The sequence below is a fragment of the Photorhabdus sp. RM71S genome (assembly GCF_042879355.1).
Taxonomy (GTDB): domain Bacteria; phylum Pseudomonadota; class Gammaproteobacteria; order Enterobacterales; family Enterobacteriaceae; genus Photorhabdus; species Photorhabdus kayaii.
The window spans coordinates 31702-51817 of record NZ_JBHFKV010000013.1 but is presented as its reverse complement, the minus strand read 5'-3'; the positions used below and the strand labels follow the sequence as shown (position 1 = coordinate 51817).

Annotated in this window: 15 protein-coding genes and 1 pseudogene; 9 read left to right on the top strand and 7 right to left on the bottom strand. The window is 39.8% G+C overall.

Annotated features, from left to right (window positions below; all coding sequences use genetic code 11):
- Positions 1-9 precede the first annotated feature (9 nt).
- The 4 genes from ACGF5R_RS09515 to mntP all read left to right on the top strand — a co-directional run bounded on the left by ACGF5R_RS09515 (position 10) and on the right by mntP (position 3221).
- Entirely contained in the window at positions 10-810 is an 801-nt protein-coding gene (locus tag ACGF5R_RS09515) for a PTS mannose/fructose/sorbose transporter subunit IIC (protein WP_112894000.1), read from the top strand.
- Positions 811-823: 13 nt separating this feature from the next.
- On the top strand, positions 824-1690 hold the full coding sequence (locus tag ACGF5R_RS09510) for a PTS mannose transporter subunit IID (protein ID WP_192880952.1): 867 nt from the start codon (positions 824-826) through the stop codon (positions 1688-1690).
- A 66-nt stretch (positions 1691-1756) separates the two neighbouring features.
- Positions 1757-2215, top strand: a complete 459-nt coding sequence (locus ACGF5R_RS09505) for a DUF986 family protein (protein WP_387690612.1) — start codon at positions 1757-1759, stop codon at positions 2213-2215.
- Between the two features lie 424 nt (positions 2216-2639).
- The gene (gene mntP, locus ACGF5R_RS09500) at positions 2640-3221 is read left to right on the top strand and encodes a manganese efflux pump MntP (protein WP_146747879.1); all 582 of its coding nucleotides are present in this window, start codon (positions 2640-2642) and stop codon (positions 3219-3221) included.
- 57 nt (positions 3222-3278) lie between these two features.
- Here the strand turns inward: mntP and rlmA are convergent, their stop codons facing one another.
- Positions 3279-4097, bottom strand: a complete 819-nt coding sequence (gene rlmA / locus ACGF5R_RS09495) for a 23S rRNA (guanine(745)-N(1))-methyltransferase (RefSeq protein ID WP_112875693.1) — start codon at positions 4095-4097, stop codon at positions 3279-3281.
- Between the two features lie 279 nt (positions 4098-4376).
- On the opposite strand from rlmA, the gene ACGF5R_RS09490 reads away from it, so the two are divergent.
- Both ACGF5R_RS09490 and ACGF5R_RS09485 read left to right on the top strand, forming a co-directional pair.
- Entirely contained in the window at positions 4377-4628 is a 252-nt protein-coding gene (locus ACGF5R_RS09490) for a hypothetical protein (protein WP_387690610.1), read from the top strand.
- A gap of 162 nt (positions 4629-4790) precedes the next feature.
- Positions 4791-8654, top strand: a complete 3864-nt coding sequence (locus ACGF5R_RS09485; protein WP_387690608.1) for an SIR2 family protein — start codon at positions 4791-4793, stop codon at positions 8652-8654.
- Between the two features lie 163 nt (positions 8655-8817).
- Here ACGF5R_RS09485 and ACGF5R_RS09480 read toward each other — a convergent pair.
- A pseudogene (locus ACGF5R_RS09480) lies at positions 8818-9072 on the bottom strand (addiction module antidote protein); the annotation flags it as partial.
- A gap of 231 nt (positions 9073-9303) precedes the next feature.
- Here ACGF5R_RS09480 and ACGF5R_RS09475 point away from each other — a divergent pair.
- Together ACGF5R_RS09475 and ACGF5R_RS09470 are read left to right on the top strand one after the other, a co-directional pair.
- Positions 9304-9438, top strand: a complete 135-nt coding sequence (locus ACGF5R_RS09475; RefSeq protein WP_387690606.1) for a hypothetical protein — start codon at positions 9304-9306, stop codon at positions 9436-9438.
- A gap of 8 nt (positions 9439-9446) precedes the next feature.
- The gene (locus tag ACGF5R_RS09470) at positions 9447-9689 is read left to right on the top strand and encodes a helix-turn-helix domain-containing protein (RefSeq protein ID WP_387690604.1); all 243 of its coding nucleotides are present in this window, start codon (positions 9447-9449) and stop codon (positions 9687-9689) included.
- A 265-nt stretch (positions 9690-9954) separates the two neighbouring features.
- Here the strand turns inward: ACGF5R_RS09470 and guaA are convergent, their stop codons facing one another.
- Complete coding sequence (gene guaA, locus ACGF5R_RS09465; protein ID WP_387690602.1) at positions 9955-11532, bottom strand: glutamine-hydrolyzing GMP synthase; 1578 nt, start codon at positions 11530-11532, stop codon at positions 9955-9957.
- Between the two features lie 74 nt (positions 11533-11606).
- The gene (gene guaB / locus ACGF5R_RS09460; RefSeq protein WP_387690600.1) at positions 11607-13073 is read right to left on the bottom strand and encodes an IMP dehydrogenase; all 1467 of its coding nucleotides are present in this window, start codon (positions 13071-13073) and stop codon (positions 11607-11609) included.
- A 172-nt stretch (positions 13074-13245) separates the two neighbouring features.
- Here guaB and xseA point away from each other — a divergent pair, with 172 nt between their 5' ends.
- A complete protein-coding gene (xseA, locus tag ACGF5R_RS09455) occupies positions 13246-14619 on the top strand; it encodes an exodeoxyribonuclease VII large subunit (protein WP_387690598.1) in 1374 nt (457 codons plus the stop codon).
- A gap of 33 nt (positions 14620-14652) precedes the next feature.
- Here xseA and ACGF5R_RS09450 read toward each other — a convergent pair whose 3' ends face one another.
- The 3 genes from ACGF5R_RS09450 to ACGF5R_RS09440 all read right to left on the bottom strand — a co-directional run bounded on the left by ACGF5R_RS09450 (position 14653) and on the right by ACGF5R_RS09440 (position 20059).
- A complete protein-coding gene (locus tag ACGF5R_RS09450; protein ID WP_387690596.1) occupies positions 14653-16941 on the bottom strand; it encodes a TonB-dependent receptor domain-containing protein in 2289 nt (762 codons plus the stop codon).
- Between the two features lie 129 nt (positions 16942-17070).
- On the bottom strand, positions 17071-19179 hold the full coding sequence (locus ACGF5R_RS09445) for a S9 family peptidase (protein ID WP_387690637.1): 2109 nt from the start codon (positions 19177-19179) through the stop codon (positions 17071-17073).
- A gap of 79 nt (positions 19180-19258) precedes the next feature.
- Positions 19259-20059, bottom strand: a complete 801-nt coding sequence (locus ACGF5R_RS09440) for an energy transducer TonB (RefSeq protein ID WP_387690594.1) — start codon at positions 20057-20059, stop codon at positions 19259-19261.
- Positions 20060-20116 lie beyond the last annotated feature (57 nt).

Below are 20116 nucleotides of genomic sequence, written 5' to 3'. Positions count from 1 at the left end.
AGACAAACAATGGAAATTACCGTTGTTCAAATTGCATTGATATTCATCGTAGCTTGTATAGCCGGAATGGATTCCATTCTTGATGAATTTCAATTCCACCGCCCACTCGTGGCCTGCACCTTAATCGGGATCATTCTTGGTGACATGACAACCGGTATCATTATCGGTGGTACGCTAGAGATGATCGCTCTTGGCTGGATGAATATCGGTGCTGCAATTGCCCCGGATGCGGCCTTAGCATCAATCATCTCAACGATTCTGGTCATCGCGGGTGGTCGTGATATCGGTGAAGGTATCGCTTTGGCCATTCCACTGGCAGCAGCAGGGCAAGTGCTGACTATCATTGTACGTACCATCACAGTCGCCTTTCAGCATGCTGCTGACAACGCGGCAGAACGTGGCAGCCTGCGTGCGATTAGCTTGATCCATCTATCCGCATTACTGCTCCAGGCTATGCGTATCGCCATCCCTGCCCTGATCGTTGCACTATCGGTTGGTACCAACGAAGTCCAGCAGTTACTTGCTTCTATTCCAAAAGTGGTAACAGATGGCTTGAACATTGCTGGGGGTATGATCGTCGTTGTGGGTTACGCAATGGTTATCAACATGATGCGTGCCGGTTACCTAATGCCCTTCTTCTATCTCGGTTTCGTCACAGCGGCATTCACTGATTTTAACCTGGTTGCATTAGGCATTATTGGTATTGTTATGGCTGTGCTGTACATCCAGCTAAGCCCTAAATATAACAAATCTCAGGTAGTGGCTACCCCTGGACACACCAATAACGACCTTGATAACGAATTAGATTAAAAGGATGAGCAACATGTTAGATACAACAAAAACGACTGCTCAGACAGCAGACCAGAAAAAACTGACACCCAGTGATATCCGTGGTGTATTTCTCCGTTCTAATGTATTTCAAGGTTCATGGAACTTTGAACGTATGCAGGCTTTGGGTTTCTGTTTCTCTATGGTGCCAGCTCTTCGTCGTTTGTATCCAGAAAATACCGATGAGCGTAAACAGGCACTCAAACGCCACCTTGAATTCTTTAACACTCACCCTTACGTTGTCGCACCTGTACTGGGTGTCACGCTGGCAATGGAGGAACAGCGTGCTAATGGCGCAACGATTGATGATGGTGCGATTAACGGTATCAAAGTCGGTCTGATGGGGCCATTGGCCGGTGTTGGTGACCCTATTTTCTGGGGGACAGTCCGCCCAGTATTTGCTGCTTTGGGTGCTGGCCTGGCAATGAGTGGTAGCTGGCTTGGGCCTGTCTTGTTCTTCTTCTTATTCAATCTAGTACGCCTATTAGTTCTCTATTCAGGTATCTCTTATGGTTATAAGAAAGGGATCAATATCGTTCAAGATATGGGTGGTGGCTTCTTGCAAAAAATGACGGAAGGAGCGTCAATCCTTGGTCTATTTGTTATGGGGGCATTAGTTAATAAATGGACGAAAGTCAATATCCCGCTGGTTGTATCAGAAATTCCTAACCAACAGACAGGAGAAAAGACAATAACCACGGTTCAAAATATCCTCGATCAATTGATGCCAGGCTTGGTACCACTTTTGCTGACATTTGCTTGTATGTGGTTATTACGACATAAAGTCAATGCCCTGTGGATCATTATTGGTTTCTTTATTCTGGGAATTATTGGCGCCAGATTTGGTTTCCTTGGTCTCTAGTACAATATCATTCGGGGAGGAACTCCTCCCCATATTTTCTTTTTCATAACAATGCAAGGATAAGGAATGAGCCTTAATGATATAGTATTAGCTGGTTTAATCGTACTAATGCTAGCTTTTGCTGTTTATGACGAATTCGTGGTTAATTTTCTAAAAGGGAAAACTTACTTACAAATAAAGCTAAAAAGAAAACATAAAATTGATGCACTCATCTTTATTATCCTGATACTTATTGTTGTTTATAATAATATTACTGCTTATGGTAGCCGTTTAACCACATATTTATTGCTGTTTACTATCTTGATGACTATTTATATTGCCTATATACGTTCGCCTAAATTATTTTTTAAAAATAACTGTTTCTTCTATGTAAATACCTTTATTTCCTATAACCGGATAAAAACTATGAATTTATCTGAAGATGGCATTCTGGTTATTGGTTTAGAAAACAAGAAATTATATATATCAGTAAGCCAAATTGATGATTTGGAAAGAATTTATAAATTTCTCATCGAAAACAGATAGATAAGAAAAAATAATAAATAAAAAAGCAAATAATAAACAGTCAGCCTTACGCTGACTTTTATTTTCCCTATAAAACAGATAATGATAATTATTATCAATATCGTGCCTTAACCCTAAAAATAATATTATTTTCCCTTTTTGAATTATTGTGCTATCTTTTAAATTGTCATGGGGAGTAGCCTGTTTCAGAGAAACGATTTAGTTAATTTCTCTGAAAAGCCCGTATCAACACGCTCGTTACAAAATAAACGTGGTGCGGGTAGCCTTATTGCTATCCTAACAGGCATTATTGTTGCTCAAAATAGCAAAAAAATAGCCTAATGGGATAGCTATTAATTCGGTTGGCAAGACCATTGCATATAACACCATCATTGGTTGGGGGTGGATTATATGTATATGGAAACACCCAACCGAGGCTATATTAATGAATATGTACGCAACCCTTATCCTGGCTTTAGCACTCTCAATGGATGCCTTTGCTGCTGCAATTTGTAAAGGGGCCGCACTACATAGACCACATTTTCGTGAAGCAATCCGTACAGGTTTGATATTTGGCTTAGTAGAAGCCTGTACCCCATTGATTGGCTGGTCGATAGGGCTTTACGCCAGCCAGTATATTATGGAGTGGGATCACTGGATTGCTTTCACTCTGTTATTTGTTCTAGGTTGTAGAATGATAACAGAGAGTTTTAAAGCAAATCAGGAAAAAAAGTGTGAATCACCCTGCCGCAATAACTCAATAGTGTTGATAACAACAGCCATTGCCACCAGCCTGGATGCAATGGCAATTGGTATTGGGCTCGCGTTTCTTGAAGTCAATATCGTACACACTGCGATGGCTATCGGAATGGTGACAATGATTATGGCAACATTGGGAATATTAATTGGCCGTTATATTGGCCCACTGCTAGGCAAATGCGCTGAGCTTATTGGTGGACTGATTCTGATTGCAATTGGCTTCAATATCTTATTTGAACATCTCGAATTATTTATGTACGCGAAATAACTCTACCAGCCCAAAATATCTATCTGTTAAACACTATATTTTGGGCTGAAATCTTGATCAATTAAGGCGTTGATAGACCCGCAGTATAAAATCAGTTTCACATTCAAACAGCGCTCTATCTGCCAATTCTTTTTTCACATCTTCTATTGCTCGCCAGGCAAATGGTGTCATCTGTAATAAATGATACGCTTGCACGCCATCTAATTTCATTGGGTAAGATAACGATTCATCGGTTATCAATTCAAATCCTTCCAATGGTTCTGCCTTCAATGGATGAAGATGAATATTTTGATAAATCAACTCTTTGAGCTGATAAAGATGGCGAGGACCGGGAGTAACTGTCAAAACAATTCCCTGTGGCTTAACCACCCTTGCCAATTCCTCCGCTTTACAAGGCGCATAAATTCTTAACACCCCGGCAAGCGATTTATCGGCAAATGGCAAACGATGACTCGACGCAACACAAAAGCTGACAGCAGGATAGCGCTTAGCGCCATAACGAACCGCGATCTTAGCAACATCTAACCCATAGATTTTAAGATTACGTCTCTTGCCTAACTGTGCTTCAACCGCAGCGGTGTAATAACCTTCACCGCATCCTATATCCAGCAAACTCCCTGCATTTTCTGGCAGATACTTTTCCAGTAATTCCGAAACCCGTTGTTGTAATGGTTGATAATGTCCTGAATCCAAAAATGCTCTTCTTGATTGCATCATCTCCGGGCTATCCCCCGGTTCCTTGGATTTTTTATGCTGAACGGGCATCAAATTAACATACCCTTCTTTAGCACAATCAAACTGATGATTATTCTCACAGCGCCATTGTTGTCGAGTGAGCAATAAAGATTGATGACATAAGGGGCATTGATAAGACATAAGATTCCAAAAATATAAGCAAAAACCAGCCAGCACTATAGCATATTCTGATACTTTTCGTCGTAAATCATACTAATTAATAATTCTATATAAACGATTAATCATTATCTTGAATGAAATTATATTCCATTATTTTCAGTCCTTTTTTTGAAACGGCTCGCAATATTTCTATGGCATAAATCTATTTATCAGGTATGATTCTTCAATCAAAACTTAAGAAAACATTATTGCTAATAAATTATTTAACTAATAGAAACAACTAATAATGCGGGTAATATAATGAATATTATCATACAATATTTTAATAAATTAAGATCAATTTCACCGAAATTCGATATTATTCCCAATACAAACTATTTCGATTTTATCCCACAGAAAAGTGATGTTGATACTTTAGCAGATGATCTGGATAAAGTCCGTGCAGACTTTGCTGCGGTATTAAAGCAATTCAATGATGAAATTATATTATCTACAGGGAAAGAGACGATATATGAGCCAAAGAGTCACCGGAAAACATTCCAAAATAGCTAAGCAATCTAATCAAGGTGATATCAATCTATTGCCTGATTCAGAGATATTAACGCTCTATGAACAACATCAGAAACACAAACATGGGATGGAAAAAAGTTGCCTTATTCCAAGGTAAATGATAAAAAAGTATAATGAAATTATTTGCAATATAAGGAGAGAAAATTGCGGTTTATTCAAGATGGGCCACTTATTCCTGATGAATTATTACTTGCCCGTGATCAAGGGCGCGTGGTTTTCTTTTGTGGCGCAGGGGTATCTCTTGCTAAAGCTAAGCTTCCTAGTTTTTTTCAATTGGCACAGAAAGTTATTGATTTACTCGGAACGACTAATGATAGCCAAGCTCGTCAACTTTATGATTTTTTGAATAAAGGGTTAAAAGATAAGGAAGGAAATGAAGTTGAATTACCTTCTTATGCATCAACCCTTATTTCAACAGATCGGATATTTAGCTTATTAGAACAAGAGTTCGAAACGAATTTAATTGAAAAAACTGTAGCTCAAGTACTGAAACCATCGGACATAGTTGACACATCTGCACATAAATTATTGTTAGACCTTGCCACTACATCCGAAGGTCGAGTGCAATTAATTACAACTAACTTTGATCGCTTATTCAATGATTGTTCCTTGACAGAGATTCCGTGTTTTCTACCTCCAAATTTACCAGATTTATCCAAAAATAAATTAATTGATGGACTGGTATATCTTCATGGAAGATCTAATTCCGATTACATTGGTGCAGAAGGCAATGGTTTTGTTTTATCAGGTTCAGGGTTTGGAAGAGCCTATCTTTCTGATGGTTGGGCCACGAACTTTATTCGAGAGATTTTTTCTAAATATATAGTTGTATTTATTGGCTATTCTGCAAATGATCCCCCAATACAATATTTGCTCGAAGGACTTAATAAAAACCTGATAAAAGCAAAAAATGTATATGCATTTCAATCTGGAACCATAGAAGAAGCAAGAAAACTATGGGAACATAAGGGTGTTCAAGCAATTGCTTACAGTCCTGAAGATAAACATACCGCTCTTTGGGAGACATTAGATGCTTGGGCGAAAAGAGCGAAGAACGTAGAGCAATGGTATAGCGAAACTATAGAGATGGCTCGACGTGGCCCAACCAATCTCTTCCCCCACGAACGTGGACAAGTTGCTCATATTGTATCTACTTCAAAAGGTATGGAGAAGTTTGCACTTGTCGATAATCCACCTTCCGCAGAATGGTTATGTGTTTTTGATCCTCGTATACGACTTGCTACACACTCTAACCGCTGGCCTTTGAGATGTAATACTTCCCCTGAACCTCTCACTTTATACGGTTTAGACTTTGATAAAACACCTGATATTTATCAAAAGAATAATGACGATATAGATAGAGAAATAGCTAAAAAGGTATGGGATGCGTTTCAACCACATCATGATGATGTTAAAGAGTTAAGCGAGAAACATTTTGCTTCATTCAGAACAACATCTGAATATGGAAACTCAAAGTTATCTAGTAGACAATGGTATCTTGGTGCCTGGATTGCAAAAGTAGCTCATCAGCCGACAGCCATATGGTGGGCAACGAAACAAAATTATCTTGAACCAGCTATCCAACATTACATTTTACAGAAACTTAAAGAGAATAAAATAGATAGTGAAATTCGCAAAATCTGGCAATATCTGATCGAGTCTTGGCAATATGAGTATAAAAATAAAGATTTTGATCGCCATTGGTATGGCCTATCACACGAAATTAATACGTATGGTTGGAATGAGGTGATGTTCCGTCAATATGTAAAACTGACACGTCCATATTTAGCTGTATCTAGCAAAATAGATAGCCTCCTTCCTCCAATTAATACGATAACTGAGCTTCGTAAATTTCTGCAATTAGATGTACGGTATATAGAAAAACACCATTTTGATGCAATTAATATTCCAAATTCTTTACTAATTAAAGTGATTCCAGAACTGAGAAAAAATATTGAATACGCTTATTCGTTAGAATCAGAGAAAAGGACACCTCACTCAATGCGTTTGTTATCACCAATTAGAGAGGATAGCAGTATAGAACTAGGTTTAAGTATAAGAGATGTCGGACTGGAAGGATACGTATTGCGATACGTACATTTGTATGAAAGGTTAATTCAACTAGACCTGTATGAAGCAAGAAACGAATTCTTGAGTTGGCCCAGAAATAATCCTATATTTTCACAACTTCGTATATGGATTGCATGTAAGCCTGAAATCGTCCCCTCTTCCGATTTTTACCCACTTATCAATGCATTAAGCGATGATGAATTTTGGAATGAACATAATCAAAGAGACCTGATGCTAACACTTGCAGATAGATGGGATGAATTAAGAGAGAATGAGTGCATTGAAATTGTTAAGCGCCTATCAAGTTCTGCATGGACAAATAAAGATCAAATTGATAAATACCAAGCTTATAATAGACTAAATCGAATATTCTGGCTTGAAAATAAAGGTTGTAATTTTTATATTGATATAAAAGAGCGAGTTAGAGAACTTCAAAATATATATCCCGAATGGGAGATTGGGCTAGCAGATAATGCCATTACCTCTATGGAACCCAAAGGCGGATATATAAGTATTGAATCTAACTGCAATGAATTATTACATATTCCTATAAGGGATATTATTCCGCAAGCCTTAGAATTTAATTCTGTTGAACAGATCGTTTCAGAGAGGAACGACCCTTTTAAAGGATTATCAAAGCAATATCCATTAAGGGCTTTTTCTGCACTAAGGCATTGGGCTAAAGAGAAAAAAGAGTATCCTAAAAAAATATGGAAAAAGTTCCTGTCGTCTGAATCGCGAAAAGATGATAAAACAAAGTTCATTTGTTTTATTGCAAGACAAATGATGTCTTATTCTAACGAAGATTTAGTCTCAATTATTGATCCTGCTTTATGTTGGATTTCGTCTATAAATGAAAAATTAGCTTCTATAGATATTGATATCTATGATGCATTATTAAAGCATCTTATTGATACTATAGGGATAATGCCAACTCCTATTACTACCATCGAAATTAAAAGAGAACGGCGCGATTGGATTACAGAAGCTGATAACTCTCCCATATCATCAATCGCACATATATTGTTTAAAGACTCTCGTCTAAAAAATTTCCATTTGGAAGACAAATTATCTCAACAATGGCTTTCTAATATTGAACGTTTGAATGCTTTATCAGGTGATTCCAGGAAATATGCTTTAGTATATTTAGCCAAACAACTAATTTGGTTACATCACCATATTCCAGTATGGACTAATAATAATTTGTTACATGTTATCGAAAATGGTGAGCCAGAAGAGAAGGAAGCATTCTGGCATGGCTATTTCTGGGGAGGAAACTTCCCCGAAAGCTCTCAGTTGTATGATACTTTGAAACCATTTTTACTAGGCTTTTTACGTAATAGCGTGTCTTTTCACCCTGAGTTTCAAACAAATTCAATAGCAAATTTTTTATTATTTGGTTGGGCTAGTGAATTGTATGAGAAATCAAAGCAATTTATTTCCGATTCTGAATTTAGAGATGCTCTTGTTTATGGTGATGAGAAGTTACGCCATAAAATCCTATGGTTGCTATGGAGGCGTTCTTCAAAAGATGAACCTGATAATAAATTTTTTTTACAATGGCGAGTTTTAATAATTCAATTTTTTACCCATGTTTGGCCTCGTCAAAAGGCAATAAAATCACCAAAAACAACAGAAAATATTTCCCGTCTTTTATTTTCTCAAGAAACTATGTTTCCAGAGTTAGTAGATATTGTTATGCCTTTCTTAACATGCACGAACAATGGTGAATCCTTGATGTATTATATTAAAAACGAAGAAATAGTTAAAAAATTCCCTAAAGAAACAATAGCGGTTTTATCCAATACTTTACCTGAGGATGTAAAAAAATGGCCTTATGATTTTGAGAAATGGCTTGAAAAAATGGAAAAAGCTGATGCCAGCTTAGGTTCTGATAGCAAATTCGTTGAGCTTAAATATAAGTGGGAGTTTCGTTAGACACTAATAAACAGTTTTTCTGAATCTATAGCTTTGCATATGGCATTAACTGAAAGGAATGAGCCTGAACTTTAACCGGTATTAGTTCACTCCTTTCAATTTTCCCTTTTCTCCCCAACAAACCTGCAAACAACACGTTATTCATTACTTATCTATGTCAATATTATTCCTCTATTACATGGAGTTTTAAACCTAATGCTTTAACGACTTTCAAAATGGCACCAAACTCCGGGTTTCCCTCACCAGATAGCACCCGGTATAAACTCTCACGAGATAGACCTGCATCCTTCGCTACCTGAGTCATACCACGTGTACGCGCTATTGTACCTAACGCACACACAATAAAGGCAGGATCATCCCCCGCTTCTTCAATATAGGCATTCAAATACATAGCCATGCTAGCTTTATCTTTCAGATGTTCTGCTGAATCTCAACGGGTAAACTGTTCATTCATCATATTGCTCTTTCCAACTGCGAGCTAATTGTAAAACCACTTTAATATCTTTATCTTATTGTGCTTTTATTACCGCCATAAAGACCTCAAACCTAAGTTTCTTGATAATTCAACCCATGAAGTTTTTTTCTTATTTTCGATATTTTTACAAATGAGAGATATTCTATCTTAGGATTTTTTATTAAGGCAAAATGAATGAGCTCGATTTACTCAGAGGAATACCAGCATGTTATCCGATTATTACGCGAAACACGCTTGGAAAAAGGCATTATACCCTATGGATTTCAAGATGCATCGCGGTGGCAAGAGAGTGAATCCCCGGGAGCATAGCAAACTATGTGACCGGGGTGAGTGAGTGCAGCCAACAAAGAGGCAACTTGAAAGATAACGGGTATACACAGGAAAAACTGGCACAAGCATTTGACCGCCCTCAATCATTTATAGCCAAAGTTGAAAATGGTGAAAGAAGACTAGATGTCGTGGAATTTGTGCGCATAGCCCGTTTGTTGTCACTAGATCCAGCCCAGATTGTAGACAAAATAAAGCAGAAAAAACCAAGTCTTAACAGTAAGCCAAAATGAATATCAAGTTTACTCTTAATATTCTTCAATCAACTTGTTAACCAGCACCGTAGAAGCTATTTTCTTGTTTAACACATCCAACTTTGTTAATGGGCCGCTATGACATACGTTGCTCATGAGTTAAAGCCTATTCAATCCAATCTCAATTACATTCAACAGGCGAATATAGTTCAGTGCATACCATAGATAAAAACACCAAAAAACGTTTTAGTTTTATTGGCGTTTTTAGTTTAGGCTTCAACTGACGTCTATAGACTCTGAGGACTTATTCCCACTCAATAGTCGCAGGTGGTTTACCGCTGACATCATAGACAACTCTTGATATCCCATTGACTTCATTGATGATCCGGTTAGAAACCCGGCCTAAGAAATCGTATGGTAAATGCGCCCAATGTGCGGTCATAAAATCAATCGTTTCTACTGCCCGTAACGAAACAACCCAGTCATATTTACGACCATCCCCCATCACGCCCACGGAGCGAACTGGCAAGAATACGGTAAACGCCTGGCTGACTTTATTGTACAAATCAGCCTTGTGCAGCTCTTCGATGAAAATAGCATCAGCCAGACGCAGCAGATCGCAGTACTCTTTCTTCACTTCACCCAGTACACGAACACCCAAGCCAGGGCCTGGGAATGGATGACGGTTCAACATGTCATAAGGCAATCCCAATTCCAAGCCAATCTTACGCACTTCATCTTTGAATAACTCTTTCAGCGGTTCCACCAAACCCAATTTCATCTCTTCCGGCAAACCACCTACGTTATGATGAGATTTGATAACGTGTGCTTTGCCTGTCGCAGATGCTGCTGATTCGATGACATCCGGATATATAGTGCCCTGTGCCAGCCATTTAACCTGAGCCTGTTTGCTCGCCTCTTCATCAAAGACTTCAACAAATACACGACCAATTGTTTTACGCTTCTCTTCAGGATCATTGATGCCAGCCAGTGCAGTAAGGAAGCGGTCTTCTGCTGGGACATGAATAATATTCAGCCCAAATTTACCGGCAAACATTTCCATCACCTGCTCAGCTTCATTCAAACGCAGTAAACCATTATCAACAAATACACAGGTCAGGCGGTTACCAATTGCGCGATGCAGTAACAATGCGGTGACAGAGGAATCAACACCACCGGACAGCCCCAAAATAACGTGATCTTCACCAACCTGTTCACGCAGACGTACAACGGTATCTTCGATAATAGAAGCAGGTGTCCACAGCGCTTCACATTGGCATACATCCAGTACAAAACGTTCCAATATACGCTGCCCCTGATGGGTATGGGTGACTTCCGGGTGGAATTGCACGCCATAAAAACGTTTTTCTTCATTTGCTATGATGGCAAATGGACAGGTATCAGTGCTGGCGATAGTGACAAAGTCCTCGGGAATTGCAGTAACTTTATCACCGTGACTCATCCATACATCCAATAATGGTTTACCTTGCTCATTTAATGAATCTTGAATCCCACGGAATAATGCACTCTCCGCTTTAATCTCAACCTGGGCATAACCAAATTCACGCTCAGTAGAATCTTCTACCTTACCACCAAACTGTACTGACATCGTTTGCATACCATAGCAAACGCCCAGAACCGGAACGCCAGCGTTAAAAACATATTCAGGTGCACGTGGACTTCCTTGTGCTGTGGTACTTTCCGGACCACCGGAAAGAATAATACCGCTTGGGTTGAATTCGCGGATTTGCTCTTCAGTGACATCCCATGCCCAAAGTTCACAATAAACCCCGATTTCACGGATACGGCGAGCAATCAATTGAGTATATTGCGAACCAAAATCAAGGATAAGAATGCGGTGTTGATGGATATTAGTTGTCATGTGCGGTGAATTCCAAAAAAACAAGTAACAAATAAAAGATAAGTGGCCCTTATATGGGCCACAATAAATATGGATTACAAACCTAACCGGTAGTTTGGAGACTCTTTGATAATGGTGACATCGTGAACGTGGCTTTCCTGAATACCGGCATTACTAATGCGAACAAATTCTGCTTTGGTTCTCAATTCATCAATAGTTGCACAGCCAGTCAGCCCCATACAGGAACGCAAGCCTCCCATTTGCTGATGGACAATGTTTTTCAGCAAACCTTTATAGGCTACACGGCCTTCAATACCTTCCGGTACCAGCTTGTCTGCGGCATTATCAGTTTGGAAATATCGATCAGAAGAACCTTTGGACATCGCCCCCAATGATCCCATGCCGCGATAAGATTTAAATGAACGCCCCTGGTAGAGCTCAATTTCTCCTGGTGATTCTTCTGTCCCTGCCAGCATAGAGCCCACCATAACACATGACGCTCCTGCGGCGATGGCTTTGGCAATATCTCCAGAGAAACGAATACCACCATCAGCAATAACTGGAATACCGGTGCCTTCCAACGCTTCAACAGCATCAGAGATAGCCGTAATTTGTGGCACCCCTACACCGGTAACAATACGGGTAGTGCAGATAGAACCGGGACCAATACCGACTTTAACCGCATTGACGCCAGCCTCTACCAGCGCTTTTGCGCCTTCCCCAGTCGCCACGTTACCACCAATAATTTGTAGATTCGGGTATTTAGCGCGGGTTTCACGAATACGTTGCAGTACCCCTTCAGAATGACCATGCGAGGAATCAATAAGCAGAACATCAACACCGGCGGTAACCAATGCATCAATACGCGCTTCATTGCCAGCACCGGCACCAACCGCAGCACCAACACGTAAACGACCACGTTCATCCTTACAGGCGTTCGGTTTACGTTCTGCTTTCTGAAAATCTTTAACCGTGATCATGCCAAGTAGATGAAAGTTTTCATCAACTACCAGCGCTTTTTCGACACGTTTTTCGTGCATTTTTTGCAACACAACTTCACGGGCTTCACCTTCTTTTACTGTCACCAGACGCTCTTTAGGCGTCATTACCGCAGTAACAGGCTGATCCAAATCGGTAACGAAACGCACATCACGGCCAGTAATAATACCAACCAACTCGTTTCCTTCAGTGACAACCGGATAACCCGCAAAACCATTACGTTCTGTCAATTCCTTAACTTCACGCAGCGTTGTTTTAGGTGCCACAGTGACTGGATCTGTCACTACCCCACTCTCATGTTTTTTGACTCGGCTAACTTCTTCTGCCTGACGCTCAATGGACATATTTTTATGGATAAAACCCATTCCACCTTCCTGAGCCAACGCAATAGCCAAACCGGATTCGGTGACGGTATCCATAGCGGCAGACAACATAGGAACTTTCAAACGAATGGAGGAAGTCAGTTGAGTAGACAGGTCAGCAGTGTTAGGTAAAACAGTAGAGTGGGCAGGAACTAACAGAACATCATCAAAGGTTAAAGCTTCTTTTTTAATTCGTAACATAAGCAATATCTCACCAAGCTGCTGAAAATTTAAGGAATAAAATATTGCCGCGGCATTATACAGAACGTAATCGGTTGCCTCCAGCATTTTATTAAAAAATTTCTTGCTTACTTCGTGATGAAGGTTAGTATCAGCATATTAAGTTATTGTTTTGAAATTTGATCTTTCTCACATGTCACTACCTTTTAATACTGGAATTTTTTCTGTCAGCCGTCTCAATCAGACGGTTCGGCAACTGCTCGAAATGGAAATGGGCAGAATTTGGCTAAGCGCTGAAATATCCAATTTCTCTCACCCCGCCTCCGGGCACTGGTATTTCACGCTGAAAGATGAGCGTGCCCAAGTGCGGGCGGCAATGTTTCGCAGTAGCAATCAACGGGTAACATTCAGGCCACAAAATGGTCAGCAAGTTTTGGTTCGCGCGACAATCACGCTTTATGAACCAAGAGGAGATTACCAGCTTATTGTTGAAAATATGCAACCCGCCGGTGATGGCCTGTTACAGCAACAGTTTGAATTATTGAAACAAAAACTTGATGCCGAAGGATTATTTGACCAAAGCCACAAGAAGCCCCTGCCATCCCCTGCTCAACAGCTTGGTGTCATTACTTCAACCAGTGGCGCAGCCCTGCATGATATTTTGAATATTTTAAAGCGCCGTGATCCATCATTACCCATCATCATTTATCCAACAGCAGTTCAGGGCACAGAAGCACCGTTACAGATTATCCGGGCTATTGAATTAGCTAATGAGCGTCGGGAGTGTGATGTATTGATTGTTGGGCGCGGTGGTGGCTCGCTGGAAGACTTATGGAGTTTCAACGATGAACATGTCGCCAGAGCCATTTTTCACAGTGATATTCCGATAGTCAGTGCGGTCGGTCATGAAACAGATGTCACCATTGCTGATTTTGTGGCAGATTTACGCGCCCCGACGCCATCAGCGGCCGCTGAGTTAGTTAGCCGTAATCAGCTCGAATTATTACGTCAAATTCAGTCGCAACAACAGCGGTTGGAAATGGCAATGGATTATTTCTTTGCCCAGAAACAACGTGTTTTCAGTCTGTTATCTCATCGTTTACAGCAACAACACCCTCATTTACGACTAGCGCGTCAGCAAAACTTACTGGTCAATTTACGCCAGCGACTCACTGACAGCTTGCAACGGTACTTAAAGCAAAGCAGCCTGGCTTATGAGAAATTGCAGCAACGGCTCTGGTACGTGGAACCTAGCTCGCAAATCCACCAGTATAGCCAACAGATTCAGCAACAAGATTTTCGGTTAAGACAAGCGATTGAAAGGCAAATCAGCCGTTCCAGAGAAAAATTTGCCATTTCCTGTTCACGGATGGAAGCCGTTAGCCCTCTGGCAACACTGGCCCGTGGTTACAGCATCAGTCAAACATCGGATGGAAAATTACTGAAACAAACCAAACAGGTACGTGTTGGTGATGTCCTGAATACCCGTTTACAAGATGGCTGGATTGAAAGTGAGGTGTTGAAAATCAAGAAAGAACGGAAAAAACGATCTGCAAATCTGAAATAGTGGCCTTCCTTTGCCACTTATTTCTCCTACAAGTCAGAAACGAATTTCTGCGCCGACAATATAAGTCCGGCCCCGAGCGGTTTGATTAGCAGAAGTGGATTCATTCATTAATGCAGCCGTATTATTCATACGATTAAGTGCTTCAGAATAGTTTTTGTTTGTCAAATTCTGTACCAAGAATTTAAGTAGCACATTTTTATTTATTTTATAATCACTGTAAAAATCGACCACGGTTGGAATTTTTTTCTCCTTTTCCATCACCGTTCGTCCATCACTGTCCTGATTATAAGGATCTGAATCTAGCTTATAGGAATTACCGGCATATTTAACTATCGCTCCAATACGAAGTTTTTCGCCTAATAAGCGAACCCCTGTATCCAAAGTCATAAAACTTTCAGGTAATTGTGATACAGGATCTGCCCCAAAAATCGATGTAGAAATAGAAGTCGGTTGGCTTGTTTTTTGTCGACTATAAGCCAATTTGCTATAAAATACACCGGCATCATAATCAGCAGAGACTTCATAGCCGCGCATTCTTACCGGAGTTATGCTATTGCTATAAATATGTATACCGAAATTTGAGTCAACATGCTTCCAATCTTCTTCTGATAATTTCGAAGATTGGCATACCCTACCATCTTTACACAGAGCATATAAATCACTACTGATGTAATTCTTTATCTTAGTATGATACCAGGCTGCTTTCAGACGGAAAGTATCTCCTTTTACAATCATGTCTGGACGGTAACTATTAAAGCCGATTTGATAAGTATCCGATTTTTCTCCTTTCAGGAATGGATTAATTGATGGGCCACCTTCATTGCCATAGAAGATTTCCTGTACGTTCGGCGCTCTCATTGAATGAGTATAACTCACAAAAGGCTGGAATTCAGGAATGATTTCCGCTGATAGCAGAAAGCTTGGATTAAATCCACGCTCTTTCAAATTCAATTCGGCTTTACCTTGCGGGAAACAGTTAACTCGTGGCTCACAGGCTGGTTTATGGCCCTTTACACTATAATCAATATAATTAAGATTAATATTAGCTTGGTAAATATCACGAGTAATTTTCAATCCGCTATAAATACTGGCAATATTTTGTTTACCACTTGGTGCGAAACTATTATTTTCTTTTGCTTCGCCATCTTTCTTTTTATATTCCTTCTTTTTCTCTTCATCTTCCTCTTCTATATCAGAGTAAATACTATCAGTCGTCTTACTATATTCAGTTTTCATCAACTTACCACCGAATATCAGATCAAAATCTGTATCGCCGTAATTAAAACGGCTGATGTTACTGAGATTAATAGCGTTTGACTTATTTTTAGTTTTGCTTTTTGTCAATGCATTAAGTGCAGTATTATATATTTGATCACTTCCACTAGTGCTAACTAACAATTTCATATCAACCAATTCACTGAATGGCTTATAGTTGTATTTCAGATAAAAATCCTCGCTATCAATATGACGATGGGTAAATTTATTGTGATACAATCGACCACTTAATTCCATATCATGAAATTCATTTGACTTAATATTTAATTTCATTAATTGCGAATTTGGTTTCTGTTTAAAATATTTATTGGTACCAAATTCATCACTTGATATTCCATCCCCATTTTTATAATTTGCATCAATTGAATGTCCACTGACGGCCAACATAGCGCCAACTGATCCTTCAGAACTAAAAACCTGAGTTTTACCAGCGACGGCTATCATGCCATTATGACCAATGCCATTATCGCCATAGAGCATTTTTGTACGTATTCCCAGTGTATTACCACTGAATATCACATCATCAATACCAATCGTACGGAAATTAGCACTACCTGCTAATGCGTTGACACTATCTGAACCATCAGATTGTCCCCGGCTAATATCCACACCGACAATAAAGTTAGGATCAATTAATGAACCAAACTGACTCTGAAGACTATTACCGTGGGTTACGCTGGTAGGTGATGTACCATAAAAACTCTGGCTAACACCATCAACCATCATATTTACTCTCCCAAATCCACTTAATCCACGAATATTCACACTCACGGTTCCCTGCCCCGGATCTATTTGCGTATAGGTCCCAGGCATACTACGTAATATACTATCCGTTGATTGAAGTTTTGTATCTTCTCCTTTAGAACTGTATGAACCGGGCCTTTCCATTGCCCTCACTTCCGCATCATCCTGTGAACCAGAAACCTTAAGGCTACTGAATTTCATCACCTTATCTGATTTTTTCTCTTGCTTTTCCTCGCCATAAGCAAACCCTTGAAGCCCAATGAAAACCACACCAGCCCCTGCTATCTTTGTCATTATTTTCATTTCAATCATCCCAAATGCATACAAATCAATATTTGCTCACATGCCCGTCTTTAGAAAATAAAAATGTTTAGCACTGATAATGATTTATCAGTGCTTTAAATAACAAACTTATACTATTTATAATTTATTTCAGTTATCTTTTAATTGTGGAAAATATTTATTAGCATTATCCAGCATCAAAATAAAACTGTAATCCAGCGCAGTATCTTTTAATCGATTAAATCGGCCTGATTTACCACCATGCCCGGCACTCATATTGGTTTCTAATAGCAAAATAGAGTTACCTTCCTTCATATCCCGTAATTTTGCTACCCATTTAGTCGGTTCCCAATATTGTACTTGGGAATCATAAAATCCACTCGTAACCAATAAGTTTGGATAACGTTGGTGTTTTATATTGTCGTACGGACTATATGATTTAATCCGGAAATAATCCTCTTTATTTTCGGGATTACCCCATTCTTCATATTCACCTACTGTCAAAGGAATAGAAGGATCAAGCATGGTTGTCACGGCATCAACAAATGGAACCTGAGCAACCACACCGCGATATAATTCCGGTGCCTGATTAATCACAGCGCCCATTAGCAAACCACCCGCACTCCCTCCCATCGCATAAACACGTTTACTGTTACCATATTTCTGAGCAATCAGAGCCTTAGTCACATCAATAAAGTCATTAAAACTATTCATTTTATTTTCGACTTTACCTTGTAGATACCATTTCTTACCCAATTCACCGCCACCACGCACATGCACCAAGGCGTAAACAAAGCCCCGATCTAATAAACTCAATCGTGGTGAACTAAATGAAGGGTCCATGCTGATACCATAAGCCCCATATCCATAAATCAGTATTGGGTTATGACCTTTTTTAAACAGTGATTTGCGATATACCAGAGATACCGGAACTTCAATGCCATCACGGGCCTTCACCCAAATACGCTGGCTCTCATAATGATGTTTATCAAAACCTTTTACTTCCTGCTGCTTAAGTAATTCCCGCTCGCCTGTTCTCATATTCCATTGGAATGTTGAGCTTGGTGTCGTCATGGACGAATAACCATAACGGACAAAATCAGTATTAGGTTCGGGGTTGTAATCAATCCATGCCATATAACTTGGATCGTCAAACTTAATCTGTTTTTCTTGCTGTGTTTGCCAATTAATCTGACGAATTGTCGGTAATCCTTTTGTTCGCTCCTGTACAACCAACCAGTCATTAAACAGGTCGAAATCTTCAAGATCACTATCTTGTTGCGGAGCAATGACTATTTTCCACGGTGTATTAATGGCATCCGTCTGATAAAGCCCATAAGTTTCATTCTCATGATTTGACCGGATGTAGAAGTGATCGCGGAAATGGTCAATATAATACTCTCTGCCTTCCTGACGAGGAGAAAATACCTGAAGTTCAGCTTGGGGTTTATTGGCATCAATCAGCAAATATTCAGAAGTCGAATTACTGGTTATCGACAACATAATATAATCACGGGAAGTGCTTTTAGACACGTTTAAATAAAAACGCTCATCGTCTTCCTGATATATTTTCTGATCTTCGCTGGTATTGCTACCATATTGGTGACGAAATACCTGATATGGCAATAAGGTCTGTGAATGTCTGCGCACATAAAACAACGTATTATTGTCATTAGCCCAAACCATGTTGCCAGAAGTATTTTTTATTACATCGTTATTCCACTGTTTATCCGCAATATCTTTAAAAGATATCTGATAATTACGGCGCCCTTGCGTATCTTCCGCAATCGCAATACGTTTATTATCCAGAGAGATGGCAAAATTACTCAGTTGGTAATATTCGTGCCCTTTAGCTCTTTCATTACCATCGACCAATACCTGCCAATCTGATGAGCCATCAACAGGTTTACGCTGATAAATCGGGAAATCTTTGCCCGTTTCATAGGTTGTCCGATAAATATACCCATTATAAGTATAGGGTACCGATTGATCATCCTGCTTCACCCTGCCAACCATTTCTTCGTATAACGTATCCCGTAGCTGTTCACCGGGTTTTAGCATCTGTTCGGTATATTTATTTTCGGCTGTCAGATAATCAATGACTTTTTGATCTTTACGATTATCATCCCGCATCCAGTAATAATCATCTATACGAGTATCACCGTGGGTAGTTATATGGTGTGGTTGTTTCATTGCCTTTGGTGGCATAATTTCTTCCTCTGCGGCGACAGGATTCAACCAGCCGCTTAATAAAAACATCAATAACAGCCCTTTAGTTTTCAGGGCAAACCGCGCTTGCTGCCTTAACATATTTGCTGTCCTTAAGTCGCTCAAAGTATTAATTAGTTAAACTAAAATCAATCGGAAGTTCTATCGTAATTCCATTACCGCTTAAAACGGTATCGGGGGGAGCTGGCAACGGTTGCGCTCTTGCCAGAACTTGCTTCGCTTCCCTGTCTAAAGAATGAGTTCCTGAACGACGAACTAAGTCACTGTTAGTAACATAGCCCTGTTTATCAATAGTGAATCTGACTGTAGGCCGACCCGTGCGATTTCTTCTCTGTGCATCCTCTGGATAGCGTTTATAACGGTTCAAATGCCCGATAACTTCGGCTCGCCATAGTGCATCCGCATCAGCGATAGCCTTTGAATCACTGTCATAAGAAGCAGCAACCCGCGAAGTAACATTCGTAGATATAGCCGTACTGCTCACCATAGCAGCACTACTTTGAGATTTTTCACTCTCTTGCTCTTCTACCTGCTGGCGCTTCACCGGTGGTGTTTTTTCAAGCTCCTCATGGTGTTTTTTCTGTTTTTTAGGTTTATGCACCAGAATCTGCGCCTGTTCATCTTTAATAAGCTCAGGCGTCTTAATCTCATTAATCTCGCTTTCCTGCTGCCAGCTGGCAACAGCAAGTTGCTGTTCAATACCGATAGGCTGTTTTTGTACCCGATGTGTCGCTTCTGTTAACAATGAAAGCTCCATCATCACCGCCGGCGGCGGCATCAGTTCATCAATAGCAATTTCGTCTGGCTGGTAGATAATCCAACCAACCAAAATGAGGTGAGCAGCAATAGCAGAAATGAGCCATTTTTTAAAATGCCCCGTTTGAAAGGCCGGGTGTGTCAGCGTCAACATGGATGATAGCGCATAATTTTAATTATCATTTAGTAATGATAATTAATTTCATATGCT